The sequence below is a fragment of the Micromonospora sp. DSM 45708 genome, from assembly GCF_039566955.1.
Taxonomy (GTDB): domain Bacteria; phylum Actinomycetota; class Actinomycetes; order Mycobacteriales; family Micromonosporaceae; genus Micromonospora.
On sequence record NZ_CP154796.1, the window covers coordinates 5,882,563 to 5,902,090 of the forward strand.

Annotated in this window: 17 protein-coding genes and 2 pseudogenes; 13 read left to right on the top strand and 6 right to left on the bottom strand. The window is 67.4% G+C overall.

Annotated elements, in window-relative coordinates:
* Nucleotides 1-204 precede the first annotated feature (204 nt).
* From VKK44_RS25440 to VKK44_RS25450, 4 genes and pseudogenes are all read left to right on the top strand, one after another.
* The gene (locus VKK44_RS25440) at nt 205-1,563 is read left to right on the top strand and encodes an AAA family ATPase (protein WP_343443717.1); all 1,359 of its coding nucleotides are present in this window, start codon (nt 205-207) and stop codon (nt 1,561-1,563) included.
* Nucleotides 1,560-2,429, top strand: a complete 870-nt coding sequence (locus tag VKK44_RS25445) for a DUF4435 domain-containing protein (RefSeq protein WP_343443718.1) — start codon at nt 1,560-1,562, stop codon at nt 2,427-2,429. The genes VKK44_RS25440 and VKK44_RS25445 overlap by 4 nt, the downstream gene beginning before the upstream one ends.
* A gap of 260 nt (nt 2,430-2,689) precedes the next feature.
* Nucleotides 2,690-2,891 (top strand): annotated as a pseudogene (locus VKK44_RS31070) (transposase); the annotation flags it as partial.
* Nucleotides 2,892-3,307: 416 nt separating this feature from the next.
* Nucleotides 3,308-4,570, top strand: a complete 1,263-nt coding sequence (locus VKK44_RS25450) for an ATP-binding protein (protein ID WP_343443719.1) — start codon at nt 3,308-3,310, stop codon at nt 4,568-4,570.
* An 833-nt stretch (nt 4,571-5,403) separates the two neighbouring features.
* Here VKK44_RS25450 and VKK44_RS25455 read toward each other — a convergent pair.
* The 3 genes from VKK44_RS25455 to VKK44_RS25465 all read right to left on the bottom strand — a co-directional run bounded on the left by VKK44_RS25455 (nt 5,404) and on the right by VKK44_RS25465 (nt 6,666).
* Nucleotides 5,404-5,685, bottom strand: a complete 282-nt coding sequence (locus tag VKK44_RS25455; RefSeq protein ID WP_109805227.1) for a hypothetical protein — start codon at nt 5,683-5,685, stop codon at nt 5,404-5,406.
* Between the two features lie 361 nt (nt 5,686-6,046).
* Nucleotides 6,047-6,250, bottom strand: coding sequence for a transcription antiterminator/RNA stability regulator CspE (gene cspE, locus VKK44_RS25460; protein WP_013283833.1), 204 nt, complete (start codon nt 6,248-6,250; stop codon nt 6,047-6,049).
* A 44-nt stretch (nt 6,251-6,294) separates the two neighbouring features.
* Nucleotides 6,295-6,666 carry a hypothetical protein gene (locus VKK44_RS25465; protein WP_343443720.1) on the bottom strand — a complete coding sequence of 124 codons (372 nt, stop codon included), beginning with the start codon at nt 6,664-6,666 and terminating at the stop codon, nt 6,295-6,297.
* A 320-nt stretch (nt 6,667-6,986) separates the two neighbouring features.
* Here VKK44_RS25465 and VKK44_RS25470 point away from each other — a divergent pair, with 320 nt between their 5' ends.
* On the top strand, nt 6,987-8,180 hold the full coding sequence (locus VKK44_RS25470) for a PP2C family protein-serine/threonine phosphatase (RefSeq protein ID WP_343443722.1): 1,194 nt from the start codon (nt 6,987-6,989) through the stop codon (nt 8,178-8,180).
* A gap of 27 nt (nt 8,181-8,207) precedes the next feature.
* On the opposite strand, the gene VKK44_RS25475 is transcribed toward VKK44_RS25470, so the two are convergent.
* The 3 genes from VKK44_RS25475 to VKK44_RS25485 all read right to left on the bottom strand — a co-directional run bounded on the left by VKK44_RS25475 (nt 8,208) and on the right by VKK44_RS25485 (nt 9,559).
* Nucleotides 8,208-8,555, bottom strand: a complete 348-nt coding sequence (locus VKK44_RS25475; protein ID WP_343443723.1) for an STAS domain-containing protein — start codon at nt 8,553-8,555, stop codon at nt 8,208-8,210.
* Nucleotides 8,552-9,016, bottom strand: coding sequence for an ATP-binding protein (locus tag VKK44_RS25480; protein WP_343443724.1), 465 nt, complete (start codon nt 9,014-9,016; stop codon nt 8,552-8,554). Before VKK44_RS25480 ends, VKK44_RS25475 begins: the two co-directional genes overlap by 4 nt.
* A 246-nt stretch (nt 9,017-9,262) precedes the next feature.
* The gene (locus VKK44_RS25485; protein WP_343443725.1) at nt 9,263-9,559 is read right to left on the bottom strand and encodes a helix-turn-helix domain-containing protein; all 297 of its coding nucleotides are present in this window, start codon (nt 9,557-9,559) and stop codon (nt 9,263-9,265) included.
* A 982-nt stretch (nt 9,560-10,541) separates the two neighbouring features.
* Here VKK44_RS25485 and VKK44_RS25490 point away from each other — a divergent pair.
* The 8 genes and pseudogenes from VKK44_RS25490 to VKK44_RS25525 all read left to right on the top strand — a co-directional run bounded on the left by VKK44_RS25490 (nt 10,542) and on the right by VKK44_RS25525 (nt 19,505).
* Nucleotides 10,542-10,760 (top strand): hypothetical protein, encoded by a 219-nt coding sequence (locus VKK44_RS25490; RefSeq protein WP_343443726.1) that lies wholly within the window; start codon nt 10,542-10,544, stop codon nt 10,758-10,760.
* Nucleotides 10,757-11,782: a reverse transcriptase family protein gene (locus tag VKK44_RS25495; RefSeq protein ID WP_343443727.1), complete on the top strand. Its 1,026-nt coding sequence runs from the start codon at nt 10,757-10,759 to the stop codon at nt 11,780-11,782. The genes VKK44_RS25490 and VKK44_RS25495 overlap by 4 nt, the downstream gene beginning before the upstream one ends.
* Nucleotides 11,783-12,198: 416 nt before the next feature.
* On the top strand, nt 12,199-13,386 hold the full coding sequence (locus tag VKK44_RS25500) for an MGDG synthase family glycosyltransferase (protein ID WP_458351570.1): 1,188 nt from the start codon (nt 12,199-12,201) through the stop codon (nt 13,384-13,386).
* Between the two features lie 40 nt (nt 13,387-13,426).
* The gene (locus tag VKK44_RS25505) at nt 13,427-14,281 is read left to right on the top strand and encodes a DMT family transporter (RefSeq protein ID WP_343443728.1); all 855 of its coding nucleotides are present in this window, start codon (nt 13,427-13,429) and stop codon (nt 14,279-14,281) included.
* A 152-nt stretch (nt 14,282-14,433) separates the two neighbouring features.
* Nucleotides 14,434-14,613 (top strand): annotated as a pseudogene (locus VKK44_RS25510) (integrase core domain-containing protein); the annotation flags it as partial.
* A gap of 94 nt (nt 14,614-14,707) precedes the next feature.
* Nucleotides 14,708-16,297, top strand: coding sequence for a polyprenol phosphomannose-dependent alpha 1,6 mannosyltransferase MptB (mptB, locus tag VKK44_RS25515; RefSeq protein ID WP_343443729.1), 1,590 nt, complete (start codon nt 14,708-14,710; stop codon nt 16,295-16,297).
* Nucleotides 16,298-16,688: 391 nt separating this feature from the next.
* Nucleotides 16,689-17,807, top strand: coding sequence for a low temperature requirement protein A (locus VKK44_RS25520; RefSeq protein WP_343443730.1), 1,119 nt, complete (start codon nt 16,689-16,691; stop codon nt 17,805-17,807).
* 633 nt (nt 17,808-18,440) lie between these two features.
* A complete protein-coding gene (locus tag VKK44_RS25525; protein WP_343443731.1) occupies nt 18,441-19,505 on the top strand; it encodes an IS110 family RNA-guided transposase in 1,065 nt (354 codons plus the stop codon).
* The last annotated feature ends 23 nt before the right edge of the window (nt 19,506-19,528 follow it).

Here is a 19,528-nt window from a genome sequence, read left to right on the forward strand (position 1 = left end):
TGCTCCGCTAGATCCTTGTCCTGACTGTTAGAGAGGACTTGTGGGGCAGCCAAGAAGCTGCTCTTATGGACTGCTCGGCCGTGTCGATCCTTCAGATCGAAGTCCGTCGGCCGGGTTCGAGGGCTTCATCGCATCGGAAGTGAGCAGGCTTGCGGTCCTACGGGCTAGCTCGGAATGTGGGGGTAGATGAGGAATCTTACAAGTGTGCGTGTAGGAAAGCTCCTCGGTGCATTCGATCACCGCTTTGATTTCCCGGAAAACTGGGAGTTTGTGATTCTGCACGGACCGAATGGTATCGGCAAGACCAAACTGCTGGAGCTAACGCATGCCATCCTACGGGGGGAATTGGCTAGGGTTCACACCATCCCGTTCATAACGATGGTCATGAACTTCAGCGGAGGTTCAACGCTACACGTTCAGCGAACCAAGCGCTCTCAGGGTCCGCACAGAAAAAGCCCGAAGCGTAGCAACGTCTCCTACAAGGACGATTTGCACGGCACTCATTTGGTCTTCCGATACAGCGAGGGCGAGGGTGAGGTCAAGCGCTGGACCGAGCCCATTCTCAGGGATCCGGCCCACGATGCTCCATTCGCGAGCCATCGAGAGATGCTCATGCTCGAAAACTGGATGCTCCAACAGCAGCGAGACTCGAGCTCGATTGAGCCTTGGCTGATGAGGGAATTCCTCAGGCTTAGTCACGGCCGGTACCGCGATGAGGATCGCCATCCGGTTTACAAGAGACTGATTGAGGACGTCAACATCCACCTCATTGAGACTCAACGGCTACTGGATTTGACGCCCTTTCCTAGTAAACCCGATGGCGAGAAGATCGGATCCCGCAGCAAGTCCAGGGCGGAGTCGTACTCCGCAGATATCGCCCGCCGCATCAAGGAAGTATTGGCACAAAGCTCCCCAGTCTCGCAGGAGCTAGACCGGACCTTTCCTGCGCGAGTCCTAACCGGGGATGATCAGCCAGAGCCACCTGACGATGCGGAGATCCGAGAGGAGTACTTCCGCCAAGCGCGCCTACGGGAGCGGTTGGCTCAGATCGATCTGCTAGAAGAGGCTCCTGAGCCTCCAATTCCCGAAGTCCTCCTGCCGTGGCAGCGTCGCGTCCTTTGGACTTACCTGCTGGACTCCAGCCTTAAGCTCGATCAGTTCGAGGATTTTCTAGCGAAGCTTGAACTGCTTATCGAGATTGTGAACTCTCGATTCCTGCACAAATATCTGCGTATCGATCGAGAGAAAGGCTTCGTCTTTGAGACTGCTCAGGGCGAAGAGGTTCGTCCCGAGCAGCTCTCTTCGGGGGAGCAGCACGAACTGGTTCTTGTATACGACCTGCTCTTTCGGGTCCAAGCGGGCAGCTTGGTGCTAATCGACGAGCCCGAGATCTCACTACACGTGAGTTGGCAGCGAGAATTCTTGAACGACATTGTCCGGGTGGCGCGGCTGACGTCTCTTCGATTCGTAGTAGCGACGCACTCTCCACAGATCGCGCACAAGTGGATAGAGAGAACAGTTCCCCTCTTGCCGAGCGCTAATGATAGCGAGGTCGAGGGATGAGCCAGGCAAACGACCTGGTTGAGTCCCTGACCCCAGACGTCCTGCTGATGGAAATAGAGATGCTGCGCACGAAAGACCAGCGGACGATCCTTCTGGTAGAAGGACCGAACGACATGGCAATACTGGAGCCGCATCTGGATGACGTCGAATGCCGCTCGCTGCCCACTGGCGGCAAAGTTAATCTCTTAGCCACCATTCGGTTAGTCAACCAGAGGAAGCTCAAGCGAGTCCTCGGGATAGCTGACCGAGATTGGGAGGGTCTCCTCGCCGCCGCTGTTCGGATCCCGAACGTGATCTACACTGACTTCTATGACATTGATGCGACCGCACTTTTTTCGGGCAACGTGTGTCAGCGCGTTGTGTCAGTTCACTGTGATGGTCCAACCGTGCGCGCGCATCTGACCAAATCTGGGCAGGCGGACCCGCTCTCGGTTCTTGTCGAAGTTGCCTCAGAGGTGGGCGTCCTTAGGATGCTCAACATTCGGAACGGGTGGGGGGTAAAGGTTCGCGACTTTCCTGTTCATGAAGTCATCGATACAGCTACTCTGCAGGTTTCGCAGCCCAGACTAGCCGCCATCGCGGCGGGTAGAAGCAAGGGTGCTGTGCGCGCGGAGGATGTCGCGACCGCGATGAGCGCGTGGTCCTGGGGAACGTATAGCCGCCGGGACTTCTGCTCTGGGCATGACCTGATTTCCGCTCTGGCATTCGTACTAAAGAGTGCGTGGGGCGGGAAACACGTGGGAGTCGAGGCTGCGGGAAGAGCTATTCGCGCCGCGCTTTCGTGTACGGAACTGAAGGCAACCCAGTTCTATGCGGAGGTAAAGAAGTGGGGGGCGACCAGAGGTGCCGCTATCTGGTGCTGCTGACACGCTGTCTCTATGCCTGCTCTCGCATGATGGTTGACGAAACGGCATCGCAGGATGCTTGACGCGAGGTCCTGATCGATAGTTCTGGTGCCTGGGTCGATGGTGGGGCGAGGCTGCCCCGGAGAGGACGGCTCGCGTCTCGGGTTTCCGGCCGTCGGATGGAACGATGCGAACTGTGAGAGCGCGTTTGGGATGTGTGCTGGCCGGGTGTGTCGCACAGTGGGTGCGATCGATGGGCCGGGCTCGGTCGGTAGACGGGCATGGATCGAGCGCGGCGGTACCCGTCTGACCTGACCGATGCCGAGTGGGAGATCGTCGAGCCGATGCTGCCGTCGCCGCAGTGGATGGGCAGACCGGAGAAGCACCCGCGTCGGGCGATCGTCGACGGCATCCTGTACGTGGTGCGTACCGGGTGCGCGTGGCGGTACCTGCCGGTGGACTTCCCGCCCTGGCAGACCGTGTACTCCCACTTCCAACGCCTGAACCGGCGGGGTGTGACCGAGCGGATCCTCACCGAGCTGCGGGAGCAGGTCCGCTTGGCCCACGACCGGCAGCCCGAGCCGACAGCGGGGATTATCGACTCCCAGTCGGTCAGGGCTGCGGACACCGCTCAATGCCTGGCTCGACGCCGACCTCCTCCGGCGATTCTGGCCCACCCTCTGGCTGCCACCCCAACTCCGCCAGCGCTGGGAGGAAGCCTTCCCCGAACTCGCCGCCACCCGTAGCGACGCGGCGTAGCGGTGGACCCTTCTACGAACCACCTCGCCCGCGTGGCCCGCAGATCGAACATCAAATGACCGCGAACCGAACGCACCTGGTGCCGCAGATCGAAAGCCAAGGTCCTCGCGGATCGAAAGTGCGGTCGTTATGATGAGGCCGTGCCCACACCGCACCTAATCCCCCGCCGCGCTGCCGCGCAGGTCAATGCGGCTCTGGCGGACACCCGCGTCGTCTTGATCAGCGGAGCACGCCAAGCAGGGAAGAGCACCCTGGTTCGCCTCGTTGCCGGCGATCGTCTAGCCGAGCGCCGCGATCTTGATCGGGCTCAGGACCGGGCGGCGGCGATCGCCGATCCCGTCGGGTTCGTGGACTCCTCCGAACTCTTGGTCATCGACGAGATTCAGCGCGCTCCGGAACTCCTGTTGGCCATCAAGGCTGCGGTCGACGAGGACCCTCGTCCGGGCCGGTATCTGCTCACCGGCTCGTCACGATTGTTCGGCATGGTTGCCGCCCCGGACGCGTTGCCCGGCCGGATGGAGACTGTGGAACTCTGGCCGTTCTCCCAAGGGGAACTCGACGCTGAGCCGGACGGATTCATCGACGCCGTCTTCACGCTCGGTGCGGACCTGCGACACGAGTCGGAGGTGACCCGCGCCGACTACGCGGCCAGAATAGTGCGCGGTGGCCTACCCGAGGCCACCACCCGTACTGACCCGCGCCGCCGCCAACGGTTCCTCGACGCCTACGTCCAGGCGCTCATCGACCGCGATGTCCGGCAGTTGTCCGACATCCAGCACAAGGGCGAGCTACGCAAACTGGTACGCCTGCTTGCGGCCAGGTCCGCGACCCTCATCGCCGCAAACTCCCTCGAATCCGCCCTCGGACTGAGCCGGCCGACGATCGCCCGCTACCTCCAGGCACTGGAGGAGATCTTTCTGGTCAAGCGGATCCCGGGCTGGTCCCGCAACCTGGGCACCCGGGCCACCGCCGCGTCGAAACTGATCTTCGTCGACTCGGGTATCGCCGCAAACGAGATCGCGACCGACGTCCGGGCACTGCTCCGGCCGGGCGCACCGTTCGGTCCGCTGCTCGAATCATTCGTCCTGTCCGAGCTGTCCCGGCAGCTCACCTGGTCCGAGCAGCTCGTCGACCTGTCCCACTACCGCGACCAGAGCAGGTACGAAGTCGACGCGGTGCTCGAGAACCGAGCTGGTCAGGTGGTCGGGATCGAAGTCAAAGCAGCCACCACCGTCGGACCCGACGACTTCCGCGGGCTACGCCGGCTCGCCGAGCGCCTCGGCAATGACTTCGTCGCCGGCATCGTCCTCTACACCGGAGCCTCCACGCTGCCGTTCGGCGACAGACTCCGCGCCATGCCGGTCAGTACCCTGTGGCAGGCTCCCGCCCCGACAGCAGGCTGACCTCGCCCGCAGGTCGCTCCTCAGCCGGTCAGGGCCGCCGAGGACCGAAAGGGCGTGGTCTCGAGGACCGAAAGGGCCTGGTCCGCTGATCTTCAGCAAGCGATCGCAACTGGACCGCGCAGCGACCGGCACACGAGGCCAAGAAGCAAAGAGCCGCAGGTCATCGGCCCACGGACAGCGGCGGAGCGTCGGGAACACACAGAGGCCATCCCCACCCCCGACCCAGCGAGCACGGCGACCCCAGCCCTGCCGCACCCGCCGCCGGCAATCTCGGACGCGCGGTGCGAGGTCCGGGAGCATCAGCACCTACATCGAGCGGGGAAGAGCTCGGTGTGGAGCAAGCCCTCACCTGGCGCACCGAAGGTCACATACGCCACCCCCACGGAGCGCTACCCGACCTGTTCTTCCCCGCCGACCGATCATGGCTGGTCTCCGCACTCTGGGACGACACCTGGACCTGCGTCGGTGGCCCGGAACCACTGATCCACACCCTCGAACGAGATCCCCCTGGCCAACGCCCGCCGGGTTCGACCCGACGAAGACGCGCTGCCACCGGGCCTGACCCGCGAGTGACACCCGAGGGCTGGCGACGGTCGAGTCAACCGGAACCACGGGGTCATTTTTCAGGCGGAGCCGACAGAGCCAGGTGCGCGCACTCTCTTGGGAAGGAACGATTGTTCGCTGCACGCACCCTCGTAACGCACCCGGGACGCCCAGTCAGTGGCTAGAGAGTTGACGGTTCCTGGCAGAGTCTTCCGATCAACACGGTCCTACCCTCGTCGCTGCGTCAGAGCAGATTGACCGCGTCGCGGCGGCGATGTAGCGGCGTACGATCAGAATGGTGCGGGTCCACGGCCTGCCAACGACATCAATACCTGCGTGGCGAGTAGCTTGCGTATGCCGGTGACGGCGACTGTCCCCACGCGATCGTAGGGCAGCTCCAATTGCAGCCCTTGGACTGCGTTGCGAAGGTCTGTCGTGATCTCGTCCGGACGGAACGTGCCGCCCCAGCCGTTGAGTCCTCCGCGCTGGTTGGTACTGAGGGAAGCCATGCCGGAGATGCAGGCGCCGTCGACCAGGATCAGCCTCGCAGGACCGGAGTAGGTCGTCGTCATAGTCATCAACCCTTCAGGATGTAGCGCCGTGCACCCCGGGTCCCAACTGTCTGACAGTCATCAGGAGGTAAGGCGTCGAGTCCGACCATGGTGTATTCCACCCGACCGCGACCGTACAAGCCTCGACCCTCAGGGCGGCGAGGCGGAATCCGGCTCATTATAGATAATGGTCGATGCTTGGCAGACTGGCGCCCGAGGTCCGAATCGATCCAGGGAGGAGAACGGGGGCAATTTGACCTGGCTCCACGCCGAGCTGACCGGCCTTCTGCCGATCAGACGGTTTCGCGATGCCCTGGTGAGCGCATGAAACGCCGAACGGCGGCCCGCTGAACCAGTCGGGCCGCCGTTGGCAGAGTGTGGATCAAAGCGGGCGGATGTTCTCCGCCTGCGGGCCCTTCTGGCCCTGGGTGATGTCGAACTCCACCTTCTGATTCTCGTCGAGGCTGCGGAAGCCGCTCGCCGAGATCGCGGAGAAGTGGGCGAAGACGTCAGCGCCGCCGTCGTCCGGGCTGATGAAGCCGAAGCCCTTGTCGGCGTTGAACCACTTCACGGTGCCTGTAGTCATGTCTGCTCCTTCGCAGGCTGTGAGAGACCGCATTGTGCGGGCCCTTACGCCGCCGCGTTGATCACCCGCGTCGAAACGACACGAAAAACGAAAAGCGCCTGGATGGGTTTCAGATGCCCCATCAGGCGCCGGAAAACGTCTACGGAAATCAAAACTGCAACTCGGCTACCGTAGCACATGATCCGTGGTTGATCCGATGGCGGTGAGTGGACCTGGCCACTGAGCTTGCTTCCCTGCGGAGGCGCGCCCGGATCCACGCCGCGCTCGGCGAACCCGGCGCGCCTGGCGATCGTGGACGCGCTCACCCTGGTGACGCCGCTCCCCTCGACGAGATGCGCGACCTCCTCACCGTCCTCGACGCCCTCCATACCCGCCACCGGCACCGACCGCGCCGACCTGCTCGACAGGCTTGCCACGTTCCACACCCGCCTCCACAGCCCGCGTCACTGCCCTACGCGACCGACTCGCCACGGCCGAGGGCTTCGCCAACACCCTCCGCGCCGAACTCGAGGATCACGGCCCTGGCGGCCCCACTACCTGAGTACCGCCGCCGCCTGGCCAGCGACGGCCTGCTCGGTCCGGTCGGCGGCGACTGGCACCGCGTCCCCCTCGCGCGACCCGGCGCGGCGTGCGCCGGGCGAGGCCACCGTGTCGTACTGGTGCGGGATGGGTGGATCACCCGCGTACTCTGACCGGTCGGGCGGCCCCGAGAGGGCAGGGGTGAAGGTTGGTGGGCATGGGCGAGCGGGACGCACTGCGAGGTCTGCTGCGGCGTTCGCGCCACGCCCTGCCTGAGGACCTGCCGGGGATGGCACGGTGGGCCGCCCGGCAGCTCAGCGCCGACGACATGGTCCTCTACCTGGTCGATCACGAGCAGCGTCAGCTCCTGCCCCTGCCCGGCCCGGACGCGCCGCGCCGGGAAGCGCTGACCATCGAGGGAACCCTGGCCGGCCGGGCGTTCAGCATGCTGCGCCCCGTCCGCAGCCCGGTGGACGACGGTGCGCGGTTGTGGTTGCCGCTGCTCAACGGTCCGGAGCGCATGGGCGTCGCGGAGGTGGTCGCGGCGGCTGCCGTGCCCGACTCCGCGGTAGCGGCGTTCGAGGCGGTCGCCTCCCTGCTCACCGAAATGGTGATCACACGGTCGTACTACAGCGACACGATCGAGCAGGTCCGCCGCCGCGAGCCGATGCGCCTGCCAGCCGAGATGCTGCGCGCCCAACTCCCACCGCTCACCTTCTCCACCGGCAACCTGATCATCAGCGGGATCCTGGAGCCCTGCTACGAAGTGGGTGGTGACGCCTTCGACTACGCGGTCAACGGCGACATCGCCCACCTCGCCCTGCTCGACGCCGTCGGGCACGGCTCCGGCGGCGGAATGCGTGCCGTGATCCTCGCCAGCCTGGCCCTGGCCGCGTATCGCAACGCTCGCCGGGGCGGGTTCGACCTGGTCGAGACGTACCACCACATCGACAGCGCGGTGCGTGAGCACGACCGGCGCGGGCTGATCACCGGCGTGTTGGCCGAACTCGACCAACGCACCGGCCGGCTGCGCGTCATCTCCGCCGGACACCCGGGCGGGCTGGTGCTCCGCAACGGCAGGGTCGCCACCGTCCTGCCCACCCCCACCGCCCTGCCCGTGGCCCTGGGCGACCGGCGTCCTCCGGTGGTAGTGGAGGAATCCCTCGAACCCGGCGACGACGTGCTCTTCTACACCGACGGCATCATCGAGGCCCGGTCGGCCGACGGAACGCGGTTCGGCACCGAGCGGCTGGTCGACTTCACCGTCCGGGCCCTGGCCGACGGACTTCCGCTACCAGAGACCGCCCGGCGTCTCGTCCACGCGATCCTCGCCTACCAGGACGACCAACTCCAGGACGACGCCACCGTACTCATGGTCCGCTTCCTTGAGCCCACGACAGGCCGCGGCTGACCATCCCACGGCCCCAGCGTCACCCGTTCAGAACGCGGCGGGCGGCGGATCTGCCACCCGGCCGAACAGCCGCGTGAGGCCGGTCATGTCGAGGACCCGGCCAACCTGCCCGGCGGCGTTGACCAGGGAGAGATCCACTCCCCGGTCAGCCGCGTGGTGGTACGCGCCGACCAGGATGCTCAGCACGGTCGAGTCGATGAAGGCCACCCCCGCCAGGTCCACCTCCACCGTCGCGGCCTGGGCGATCGTCTCGTGCAACAGGTCGTCGAGACGGTCGGCGCCCGACATGTCGATCTCACCCGACAGCACCACGACACGGCGAGCGGCACCGACGTCGACACGCCATTGCCAGGTCTGCTCCGAGGCCACGGTCACCGTCCCTCGTTCACGATCGATCGGGTCGGCAGCCGCGCCGTCACCGAGGCGGTCGTACCCTGACCGGAGTTGTCGACCATCAGTCCATCGGTGAGCTGCTGCGCCAGCCACAGTCCCCGGTGGCCGACCTCCCCCGGCGACGGCAGCGCGACCTCTACCTCACCCAACCCGGGCCCGTCGTCGCTGACCTGGCAGATCAGCAGGTCAGCGTGCCGCCGCAGACGCACCTCGCCGCTACCCCCGCCATGACGCACCACGTTGGTGACCAACTCGTGCACCGCCAACACGAAGTCCTCCAGCCCATGGCCCACCAAACCCGCCGAATGGGCTGCCGCGGCGACCGCGTGTCGCAGCGCGGTCACCCGCGCAGCGCTGATCTCTTCCGACAACAGCACCGCTTCGTCGGCGCCACGAGCGGTGCGCCACCCGGCACCCACGTCGTCCGTCCCGCCGCTGCCCATGGTCGGACGCTACACGCCGCCGACCCGCCCCGCGCGGGCACCGGCGGCCGACGGCCGCCTCGGACCGCCGGTCACGAACAGCAACATCCCGGCCGACGGCCGGGATGCGAAGAGGTGTGACAAGCAGGAGTAGGGGCTACCAGGACCGAGCCGGCAACGGGGGACTCTCGCTCTGGCGGGCGGCCGGCTCATCGCCCGGCGACCTCAGCCGAGAGCGGGCCGGCCGGTCTGCTGCCGCGGCCCACGCTACTGCTTCTCGTTCTGCCGCAGGGCTTCCTCGAGCTGGTCTTCCAAGATGATGATCCGGCATGCGGCTTCCAGGGCGATGCCCTGATCCACCATCTCGCGGGCCCGGGCGGCCAGACGCAACTGGTAGCGGGAGTAGCGGCGGTGCCCGCCGGCCGAGCGGTGCGGGTTGATCAGTCTGGCCTCGTCCAGGCGGCGCAGGAAGTCCTGCGTGGTGCCGAGCATCTCCGCGGCCTGACCGATGGTGTAGGCCGGAGTGTTCTCGTCGCCGAACATGTCATCGGGGTTTTGCCCCATGTCACCTCCACGTCGAGGGCCCCGGCGCTCACGCGCCGGGGCCCAGGGTTACGGGTCAGAACACCATCTACCGACAGGAACGTCGGCTTGTCGTATCCGCACCAGCCGCTGAAGGCTTCGGGTGCGAGGATCGCATCTGCGTGACCGGAGACCACCTCTCGTTCGATGGAAACTGCGGTGTCCGCCGAGCCTGGAATGACGGCTACTGGCGGGCGATCCAACGGTGTACGGCCCTCCCTTTCCTCTGCTTCTTCTTGCTCTTGCGGTCGTACGGTCCGCCGGCGCCGGAACCCACGCGACTTCATGGCCCCGACACGTGCGGCGAACATCAGCTGGAGCCCTGAGCAAACCTTGGCCCCACCTGCGTGCCCCCATCGCGCATCACACGTTGGGGCTGACGTGCTCCTACTGCCATTCTGGCGAAACTTCTTGCCGTCCGTCGTGACCTCACGGCCGGGCGGCCCGTCTACGTCTTGACGGATCTTCTCTCTCGACTCGAAGAAGAGTATTCCACACCGCCGAGAGTGTCTAGCCGTTTCAGCCTAGATTCTCTGGTCCGCCGTCGTCAGGGTCACCGGCGTGCCGCAGCAGGCACGACGAGGTCCGCGCCGACATCGACCCGACACCGGTACCGCCTACCGACCGATCAACAGCGTCGTACGGCCGCGACGCACTCCGGCCGGCACGCCCGTTGTCCCACGACAGCGAGACCCAGCCCCGCACGTTCTCTCCCCGCCGCGCCACGAGCATCGCGGACACCGATGACGGTCTCCGCTCTCTACGCTGCTCCCATGGCAGCGTGTCCCGAGCTGACCAGGCCGCTCCCCCACGCGGGGTCCGGTCATGGTCTCTCCGGGGCAACCCCGGGGACGCGACACTCACCTCGGCACCACACCACAGGTGCGTCGGCACGCTCCGCGAGCCTGTGCACCCGCACGACCGGGCATCGTCGGGACACGCTGCCACCCCTACCGGCCTGCCCGTGACCACCATCCATGCCCTGGCCGCCGCGCTCGCCGACGCGTTCCTCGCCGGCGACGGCTTGCGCCGCGGCGATCTCGTCGACCAGGGTGGGCTCGTCCTCGGGGTCCGACGGCGATGGCTGTGGCCGGCCGCCGACGCGGTGCTGGGCGCCTACCCGCGCCCACCCACCGACCGGCCGCGCGAGCTGGCCACGTTCCTGAGCACCCTCGGCCCGTGACGCCGACCCGCACGGTCCGCCGTCCCTGGCACACCCCCGTCATCGACACCGTCGACGACCTGGCCGCAATGCTCGACCTGAGCATCGAACACCTCGACTGGTACGCCGACCGACGCGCCATGAACCGACGCGCCACCGCCCACCGGCTGCACCACTACCACTACCGGTGGACCGACCACGGGCGGCTGATCGAGATACCCAAGTCTCGGCTCCGCGCCCTGCAAGGCCGGCTGCTCGCCGAGGCACTCGGCCCCATCCCGGTCCACTCCGCCGCCCACGGCTTCGTACCCGGCCGCTCCGCACACACCTTCGCCGCCGCCCACACCGCGCAGCCGGTCGTCGTCCGGATCGACCTGCTCGCCTTCTTCACCCACATCCCCGCCACCCGCGTCCACAGACTGTTCCGCACCGCCGGCTACCCCGAACCCGTCGCCCACACCCTCACCGGACTCTGCACCAACCGCACCCCGCACCCCGTTCTCCGCCGCGCACCCACCGACCTAACGCACCGGGCGGCCCGGCTCACCGCGCTGCGCACCGGCCACCTGCCCCAAGGAGCGCCCACCTCACCCGCACTGGCCAACCTGCGCGCCTACCGACTCGACCGCCGCCTCACCGGGCTCGCCGATGCCTTCGAGACCACCTACACTCGATACGCCGACGACCTCGCCTTCTCCGGCGACCTCACCACCCGCCGGATCGACGACCTGATCGCCGTCGTCACCGACATCGCCCGCGACGAGGGCTTCCAAGTCCACCCAGCCAAGACCCGCGTCCGTAGCCGAGCCGACCGGCAGCTCCTCGCCGGACTCGTCGTCAACCAACACCCCGCCACACCACGGGACGAATACGACCAGCTCCGCGCCATCCTCCACAACGCCGCCCGCACGGCCTCGCCGCGCAGAGCCGGACCGGCCACCCCGACTTCGCTCATCGGACGAGTTCTCTGGGTCGGTCATCACCATCCGGCACGCGCAGCCAAACTCGCCACGCTGCTGGCCCGAGCTCGTGCGGCACCGTAAACTGACGCGGCGCGGCAACCTCACGGGATCTCGGCAAGGGACGCATCGCACGACCGAAGCAGGTCCTGAGCAGGACTTACGCCTGTTCTGCTGATCTTCGGCAAGCGAGCACAGCAATGCCCGTGTGCGACCCACTAATGTGAATACGGAATAGGAACCTGCAGGTAGCGAGCCTCTGGGTACAGATAGAGCGTCGCCTTAAGAGCGGCACCGCCGAGGCGTGCATAGTTCGAACCGATGAGCAGCGCGGGTTGGTGGTCGACGCGGAAAGACCGCGATTGCGTGGGCTCTGGTAGTCGCGGCGTTCGCTCCGTGGGTGGTGCCCGTCCGTCGTCGGGTCGTGGCGGGCAGTTGGGCAGCGCCCGAGTGCTCACGGTGGTTGTGTGTGACGACGGTGATGGCGGGTACCCGCGCCCGTGAACAACGGGTGGCAGGAGCAACCTCATGCTCGGGTCCCTCCCGGGAAGCGGCCTGCGCCGGGTCGGGCCGGCGACGAGGCACTGCAGCCGGATCGTCGGTGTGGCGGCGGAGGGATTGTCGTGGTGTCGGCCGACATCGGCGCGGGCCACGACGCTGCCGCCGCTGAACTGGCTGCCCGGCTCGCCGTCGACGGCGTCGAGGTGCACCACCTCAACTTCTTTGCGTCACTGCCCAAGCCCCTGCACCGGGTGATCCGCGAGGGCTATCGGGCACTGTTGCGCTGGTGTCCACTCAGCTACGACGCCTTGTTCACGGTCACTGACCGTTCGCCACCGCTGGTGGCGACGATCAGGTCGGCGTTGCGGCCGGCCCGCCGGCGGATGCTGATGCAAGTGCCTCCGGACGCTGGCCTGGTCGTGTCGACGTTCCCGTTCGCCAACCAGGTCCTCGGGCCGCTGCGCCATACCGGGCGGCTGGACACACCGGTCGTCACCTATGTCACCGACTTCGTGATCCACCCGACCTGGATGGCGACCGGCGTGGACACCTACTGCGTCATCCACGAGGCCACCCAGCAGCAGGCCGCGGTTCGAGGCGCACCGGATGTCCGACTCGTCGACCCGCTGGTGCCCGCCCGGTACCGGCCTCGGACGGAGGCTACCAGACGCGCCGCCCGCGCCCAGTTCGCGCTGCCCGAAAAGGGAAGGCTGGCGCTCATCGTTGCCGGGTCCTGGGGTGCAGGCGACGTGGCCCGCACCGCCAGCGATGTGCTGGCCGCCGGTTGTGTCACGCCGGTGGTGGTGTGCGGACGCAACGACAGCCTGCGCCGGCGGCTGGCCGGACTACCCGGCCACGTCATGGGGTGGGTCGACGACATGCCCACCCTCATGCAGGCGGTGGACCTGGTCGTGGAGAACGCCGGTGGCCTCACCTGCCAGCAGGCCCTGACCGTGGGTCTGCCCACCATCACCTACCGCCCGATTCCCGGCCACGGCCGAGCCAACGCGCAGGTGCTCGCCGACGCCGGCCTGACCACCTATGTCCGAAGCCCCACGGACCTGTGCCAGGAGTTGACCCGCGCAGCGGCTCCCACGGTGCCGGCGCTCGCCGGCGCCGCCGACGTGGCCGCGATCGTGGCCGCGGCCCTCTGGTCCGGGACCGGACCAAACGGGAACTCGCGGTGACGTCCCGGCGCTCACCAGCGCACCACCCCCGCGCCCGACCATGATCCTTTACGCGCTGGCCGGGGCCTTCAGCTTCGCGTTGTCCGCCGCGCTGCACCAGCGCGCCGCGACCCGACAACCCCGCTTCGCAGTGCTCGATCCGCGGCTGCTGCTGCGGCTGTTCCGCAACCGCCTGTGGCTCTCCGGCTGGATCCCGGACACGGCCGGAGTCGTCTTCCAGGTGCTCGCGTTGCGTGTCGGCGCGCTCGCGGTCGTGCAACCCGTGATGGCCAGCGGGCTGTTCATGGCAGTGCTGATCGAGGCCGTCATCGCCGGCCGGCGCGTCGCGCGCCGGGACCTGCTCGCGGTCGCGGTGGGCGTGGTGGGCCTGACCGCGTTCCTGCTCCTCGCCGACGTCCACGCCGGCGTGACCCGCCCTGCGCCGACGGCTTGGACGGTTGCCATGAGCTGCGCGGTAGCGGCCATCGCGGTCTGCGTCGTGGCCGCGCGCCACCGCCATGGCGCTGCGCGGGGCGCGCTGTTGGGCGTAGCCGGCGGCGTCGCGTACAGCTTCGCGGCGGCGCTGGTCAAGGATCTCGCCAGCGGGCCAGCCGGCTCTCTGCTGGGGGTCGTGGTCAGCTGGCGGGCCGCGGCGCTGGTGGTGGCCGTCGCCCTCGGGCTGATGGTGAATCAGGCCGCGTTCCAGCACGGTCGCCTCGCCGCGCCCCTGACAGCTCTCACGCTCACCGATCCCGTGGTGAGCGTCCTCGTCGCCATCACGGTCTTTCGGGAAACCTTCTCCGACGAGCCCATCCGGGTCGTCGGTCTCGTCCTGGCGGCCGTTACGGTCGGTGGCGGGGTGTGGCTCGCCGCTTCCGCCTGCTCGACCGGAGCCGACGAACACCATCAACGCTGACAACCGTGCGGCGTCGGGGACTCATGTACAGACCTTTGTGCCTCGGTTGGCCGTGACCGGCCGCCGAGGCCTGCCCGATCAGGGCTGCGAGGTCCTTCGGCGGATGTAGAGCAGCAATGCTGTGCCAGTGGCGACGGCGATGCCACCGAGGCCGGTTCCATCGCACCATGACACAGCGGTGAGCTATCAAACGGATGTACTCCAGCGAGTCAGGCCGTCGAAAAGCCCTACCGGCCTGGCTCACGAATACAGCCATCACAGGCCCCACACCGCGATCGGCAAGCGCCGCACCCATCACCCGCCTAACCAACCTCCCTGGGCAGTACATCTAGCTCACGCAACACGCTATTCGTGGTTTTCGTCCGGTGCGTTCGGGAACGCTACATTCACGGCAGGACGCAGCCGATCCCGTTGACGCGAGAGCCGATGCACAGCGACGGCTCCGTGGTGGGACGGCAGTCGCGCATGCCCTGTCGAGAGGCACGCCCGGATGAACGGTTGCTGATGATGCGGTGGAACGCTGCCACGGAACAGTTCGGTCGCCTCGACTCGTCGCGGACCCCACCGTACGGGCTGGCCATCTGCCGGGCACTCGGGGCGGCCGGTTCCCTGGTGACCGTGCTGGGCGGCCAGGTGGCGGGCGTACGGCCACTGGGCGAGGTCGCGATCGACCTGCCGATCGTTCTCGCCCTCCGGGCGTCCACGGCGCTGTCCGTGTTCGTGGTCTACGTCGGGCTCGGCATGCTCGTCGTCGCCTGGTGGCGGGTGGGCATCCTGGTGCGTACCGTCGACCGGGTACCCGTGCCCGCACTGGCGACGACAGCCGCGTGGTGGTCTCTTCCCTTCGCCCTCACCACGCCCGTCTTCAGCGGCGACGCTCACAGCTACCTGGCCCAGGGAGCCATGACCAGCGCCGGCCTCGACCCGTACCGAACGGGACCGGCGGCGTTGGGCGGGCCCCTCACCGTAAACGTGCCCGACATCTGGCAGCACACTCCCGCACCGTACGGCCCGGTCTTCCTCAACCTCGCAAGCTGGGTGACCGACGCGACCGGCGGCGGCGTCTGGGCCGGCATTCTCGGGATGCGTCTGCTCGCGCTGCTGGGGGTGGGCCTGCTGGTCTGGTCCGTACCCCGGCTGGCCCGCCAATGCGGGGCGCGGCCGGCCGCGGCGATGTGGTTGGGGGTGCTCAACCCGCTCGTGCTGCTCCACCTCGTCGGTGACGCCCACAACGAGGCGGTGATGCTGGGGCTGATGTGTCTGGGGCTGCTCCTGGTGCTGCGGCGCCGGCCCGTGTCGGGGGTCATGCTGATCACACTCGCCGTGCTCGTCAAGGCACCGGCGGCCCTGGCGATCGCCTTCGTCGTGCCCATCTGGGCACGCCAACTGGGCGGCCCCCGCGCGAGGCTGCGGGCAGCGCTGTTGGCGGCCTCGATCTCCGGCGCCACCGCTCTGGCAGTCACGGCCCTGGCGGGGACCGGCTTCGGGTGGGTACGGGCGCTGGGGACTCCCACGCACGCCCGTACCTGGATGTCGATCAGCACGGACCTGGGCTGGGCGGTCGGCGCGGTGCTGCACCATGTCCTAGGCGTGGATGTCGAGCAGGCCCGGCACGTGGTGTGGCTGGTCGGCCTCGTCATCGCCGCTGGTGTCTGCCTGCTCCTGTGGCGGCGCAGCGAGCGGATCGGTCCGGTCGCTGCCCTCGGATGCTGCCTCGGGGTGGTCGTGCTCGCCAGTCCCGTCGTGCATCCGTGGTATCTGCTGTGGGCGCTCCTACCGCTGGCGGCGGCCGCACGTGGCACCGCGGCCCGCCGGTGGGTCGCGGCCGGTTCGGTGGGCCTCGTCCTACTGGTCCTGCCAGGCGGTGTCCAACCCAGCCTGCCGGCCGTCCTCGGGGCGCTGCTCGGCACGACGGCGGTCGTGGTCGCGGCGGCGGTCGCCCAACTGTTGCAACAGCATGTGTCGCAACGGCTGGCGGCCGATGCGGTCGAGTTGACGGCGTGTGACGCTCCGTAAACTATTGACCTCGTGACCTGCGTCGGACTCAGGAAGTACTCTTCGGCCGTGAACGCTGCCGAACCCGTCCGGTTGAAATCTCCTCGATAGCGTGGAGGCCGCTCAGCCGCTGCTCGCACCTGTCACGGCCAGCTGAGACGCGAAACGTTCCCGGTTGCCGCTAAATCGTTACTCAGCGACTGGCGGCGCTTACGATCAGCCTGAAGGAGGGCGTATCACCGATAATGATCGCGCGTAAGGGCAGGTGGGCTGCCGGATATCGGCACCAGCTCCAACCATCGACCGTCGGCAGCCGACGGCATACGACCGGACCGGGTGGCCCGTGACGGGCGACGCGGCGGTGGGGTTGGGACGCCGGGCAGGCGGCCCGCAACGAGCCACCCTGTTGGAATTGTTCCTCGATCTGGTGTTCGTTGCCGCTCTTGCGTTGATCTCGCAGAAACTGGCCGCCGATCTGACCTTGGCCGGTGCCTTTGAAACGCTGGTGCTGATGGCGGCGGTCTGGTGGGTCTGGTCGATCACCGCGCTCACGACCGATCTCTACCTGCCGCACCGACCCCCGATCTACCTCATGACCGTCTCGGTCATGTTCGGCACCATGTTGATGGCCGTCGCGCTGCCTGCGGCCTTCACCCGTGATGCCATGGTCTTCGCGGGCGCCTACGTGGCGATCCACCTCGGCCGCAGCCTCATCCTGGTACCCGCTTTACGGAGCCAGCAGGCACGCCGGCACGCCGGGCGGTTCCTCTTCTGGTTCTCCGTCTCGGCCGTACCGTGGCTCGCCGGAGCCGCCATGGCAGGTCCCGCGCGTGGCGCGTTGTGGATGGCCGCCCTCACCCTGGACTACGGGGCGGCCTGGCTCCGCTACCCCACACCCTGGCTGGGACGGGTGCCCCGGTCGCAGTACGGGTTGGCGGCCGAACACCTGGCCGAGCGTTACCAGCAGTTCTTCACTCTCGCCCTCGGCGATCTCATCCTGGTCACCAGCCTCACGTACGCCGGCAACGGGTTCACGCTCGACCAGACCATCGCGTTCACGGTCGCGTTCGCCACCACCGTGTTGCTGTGGCGGATCTACGTCCAACGCGCCGGAGCACTGCTCCAGAGCAGCATCGAGTCCTCCCGTGATCCGGGCCGGCTCGTGCGGTCCGCGCCCTACACCCACCTGATCATGGTAGCTGGCGTGGCCGTCACCTCGGCCGGAGCCGAAGCGGTCATCCATCATCCCACCGGAAATAGCGGCCCCGGACTGATCGGCGTCGTTCTCGGCGGACCAGCCTTGTTCATGGCCGGCCGAGCCCGATTCGAGTACGAGGTATTCAGCCGGGTCTCCCCGTCCCGGCTGGTCGCGCTGCTCGTGCTGGCCGCCGCCGCGCCGGCACTGGTCCTGGCGCATGGACCACCGCTGGGCGCTGCCATCATCGCCACCCTGGTCCTGGCCGGGATCGCCACCGCGGACATCGTTCGCGCTCATGGCCGCCCACCCGAACCACCATCCCCCGCCTTCTAGCGCCTACGACGAACGTTCGCGGTGTTGGTTGACACGCCGCCCGGCCTGCCGGCCTGGAGGACATCCTGGCGTTCAGGCTGTCGCGGTGGCAGATCCTCACCGTGAGGGTGGCCGTGAAGGTGCCCGGGTTGGCGTTCGAGTACGAAGGCCGACCGAGCAGGAAGGTCAGACAGCCGACGTCACGAACATGTTCGCGACGTTTCCTCCTAGCTCAGAGACAATTCAACATCAACGACGGTCAGTAAGCTGAAACAGGACTACCTCCGCCGCACCTTGCTACGCGAGCACGACAGCGCGCACATCAACCCCGTTACACCAGCATTGAGCCTTTTCCAACCTGACGCTTCTATAGGTGAGCCGGTTCTGGGAGGGATTGGTATCGGTAGGGTTCGACGTCGGTGATCGACGAGTGACTCATGCAAGATCTGGCCGCCGTCAGATGGCGTGCCGTGGAGCTGACTTGTCCTCGTGGGTTGCCGGCGTCGGCCCGGCCCACCTTGTTGGCCTGATCAGAAGCCTGTCCGCGAAGGGTGTGCAGCCCGTGTCGCGTGACTCATCACAGATGTGCCGCCGGGTGATCGCTCCCGGGCCGACGCCGTCCGAACGTCGTCCCGTGCAAGGGAGAAACCGTCCGTGCCTTCCATCCTGGCAGAACGTCTGGCTGACCGTGTCGATGCGGTCGTCGGTGTGGACACCCATACCGATACGCACACCGCTGCGGTCCTCACTGCGGTCGGTACCGTGCTGGCCGAGATCACCGTGCCGGCCACCGACGAGGGCGCCGGTGTCCTGCTGGCCTGGGCCGGGCGGCAGACGATCATGCTGGGAGCGGGCCGGCGGGCCTGGGCCCTGGACGGTGCTCGCAGTCACGGTGTCGGCCTGCTGCGCGTGTTGCGTGCCGCGGGTGAGTACGTCCTGGAAGCACCCAAACCCGTTGCCGGGCGCCGCCGACGAGGCGGCAAGTCCGACGCGCTGGACGCCGTGCACGCCGCTCGTGGCGTCCTGGCCGCCGACCACGTCGCCACACCCCGCACCGACGGCGACCGGGAAGCCCTGCGCCTGCTGCACGTCTGCCGCCGCCACTACAGCGACACCCGCACCGCCACCATCAACCTGTTCAAATCGGTGATCCTCACCGCCGACGACGACCTGCGCGCACAGATGCGTGGGCTGAGCACCCTGCGACAGGTCCAACACGCCACCACCCTCACCACCAGCAGCGGCAGCGGTCTCGACCGGCTGCGCCGCACTCAACTGGCAGCACTCGCCGAGCAGATCCTAACCCTCGACCAGCTCCTGAAAACCAACCTCACCGAGATCCGCACCCTGGTCGACAAACTCTGCCCAACCCTGCTCGAGCAGCCCGGCATCGGCCCCGTCACCGCCGCGATTGCGCTGAGCGCCTGGTCGCACCCCGGCCGGTTCCGCAACGAGGCCGCCTTCGCCTCACTCGCCGGCGTCAGCCCCATCCCCGCCAGCTCCGGGCGCATCACCCGCCACCGCCTCAACCGAGGCGGCGACCGCACCCTCAACGCCGCCCTGCACACCATCGCCAAAACCCGGCAACGATGCCACCAACCCACCAAGGACTACATCAACCGCCGCACCACCGAAGGCCGCACCCCAGCCGAGATCACCCGCAGCCTCAAACGCTACATAGCCCGCCAAATCTGGCGCACCCTCGAAGCCACCGCTTGACAAACACCTTCACAGATCTTGCA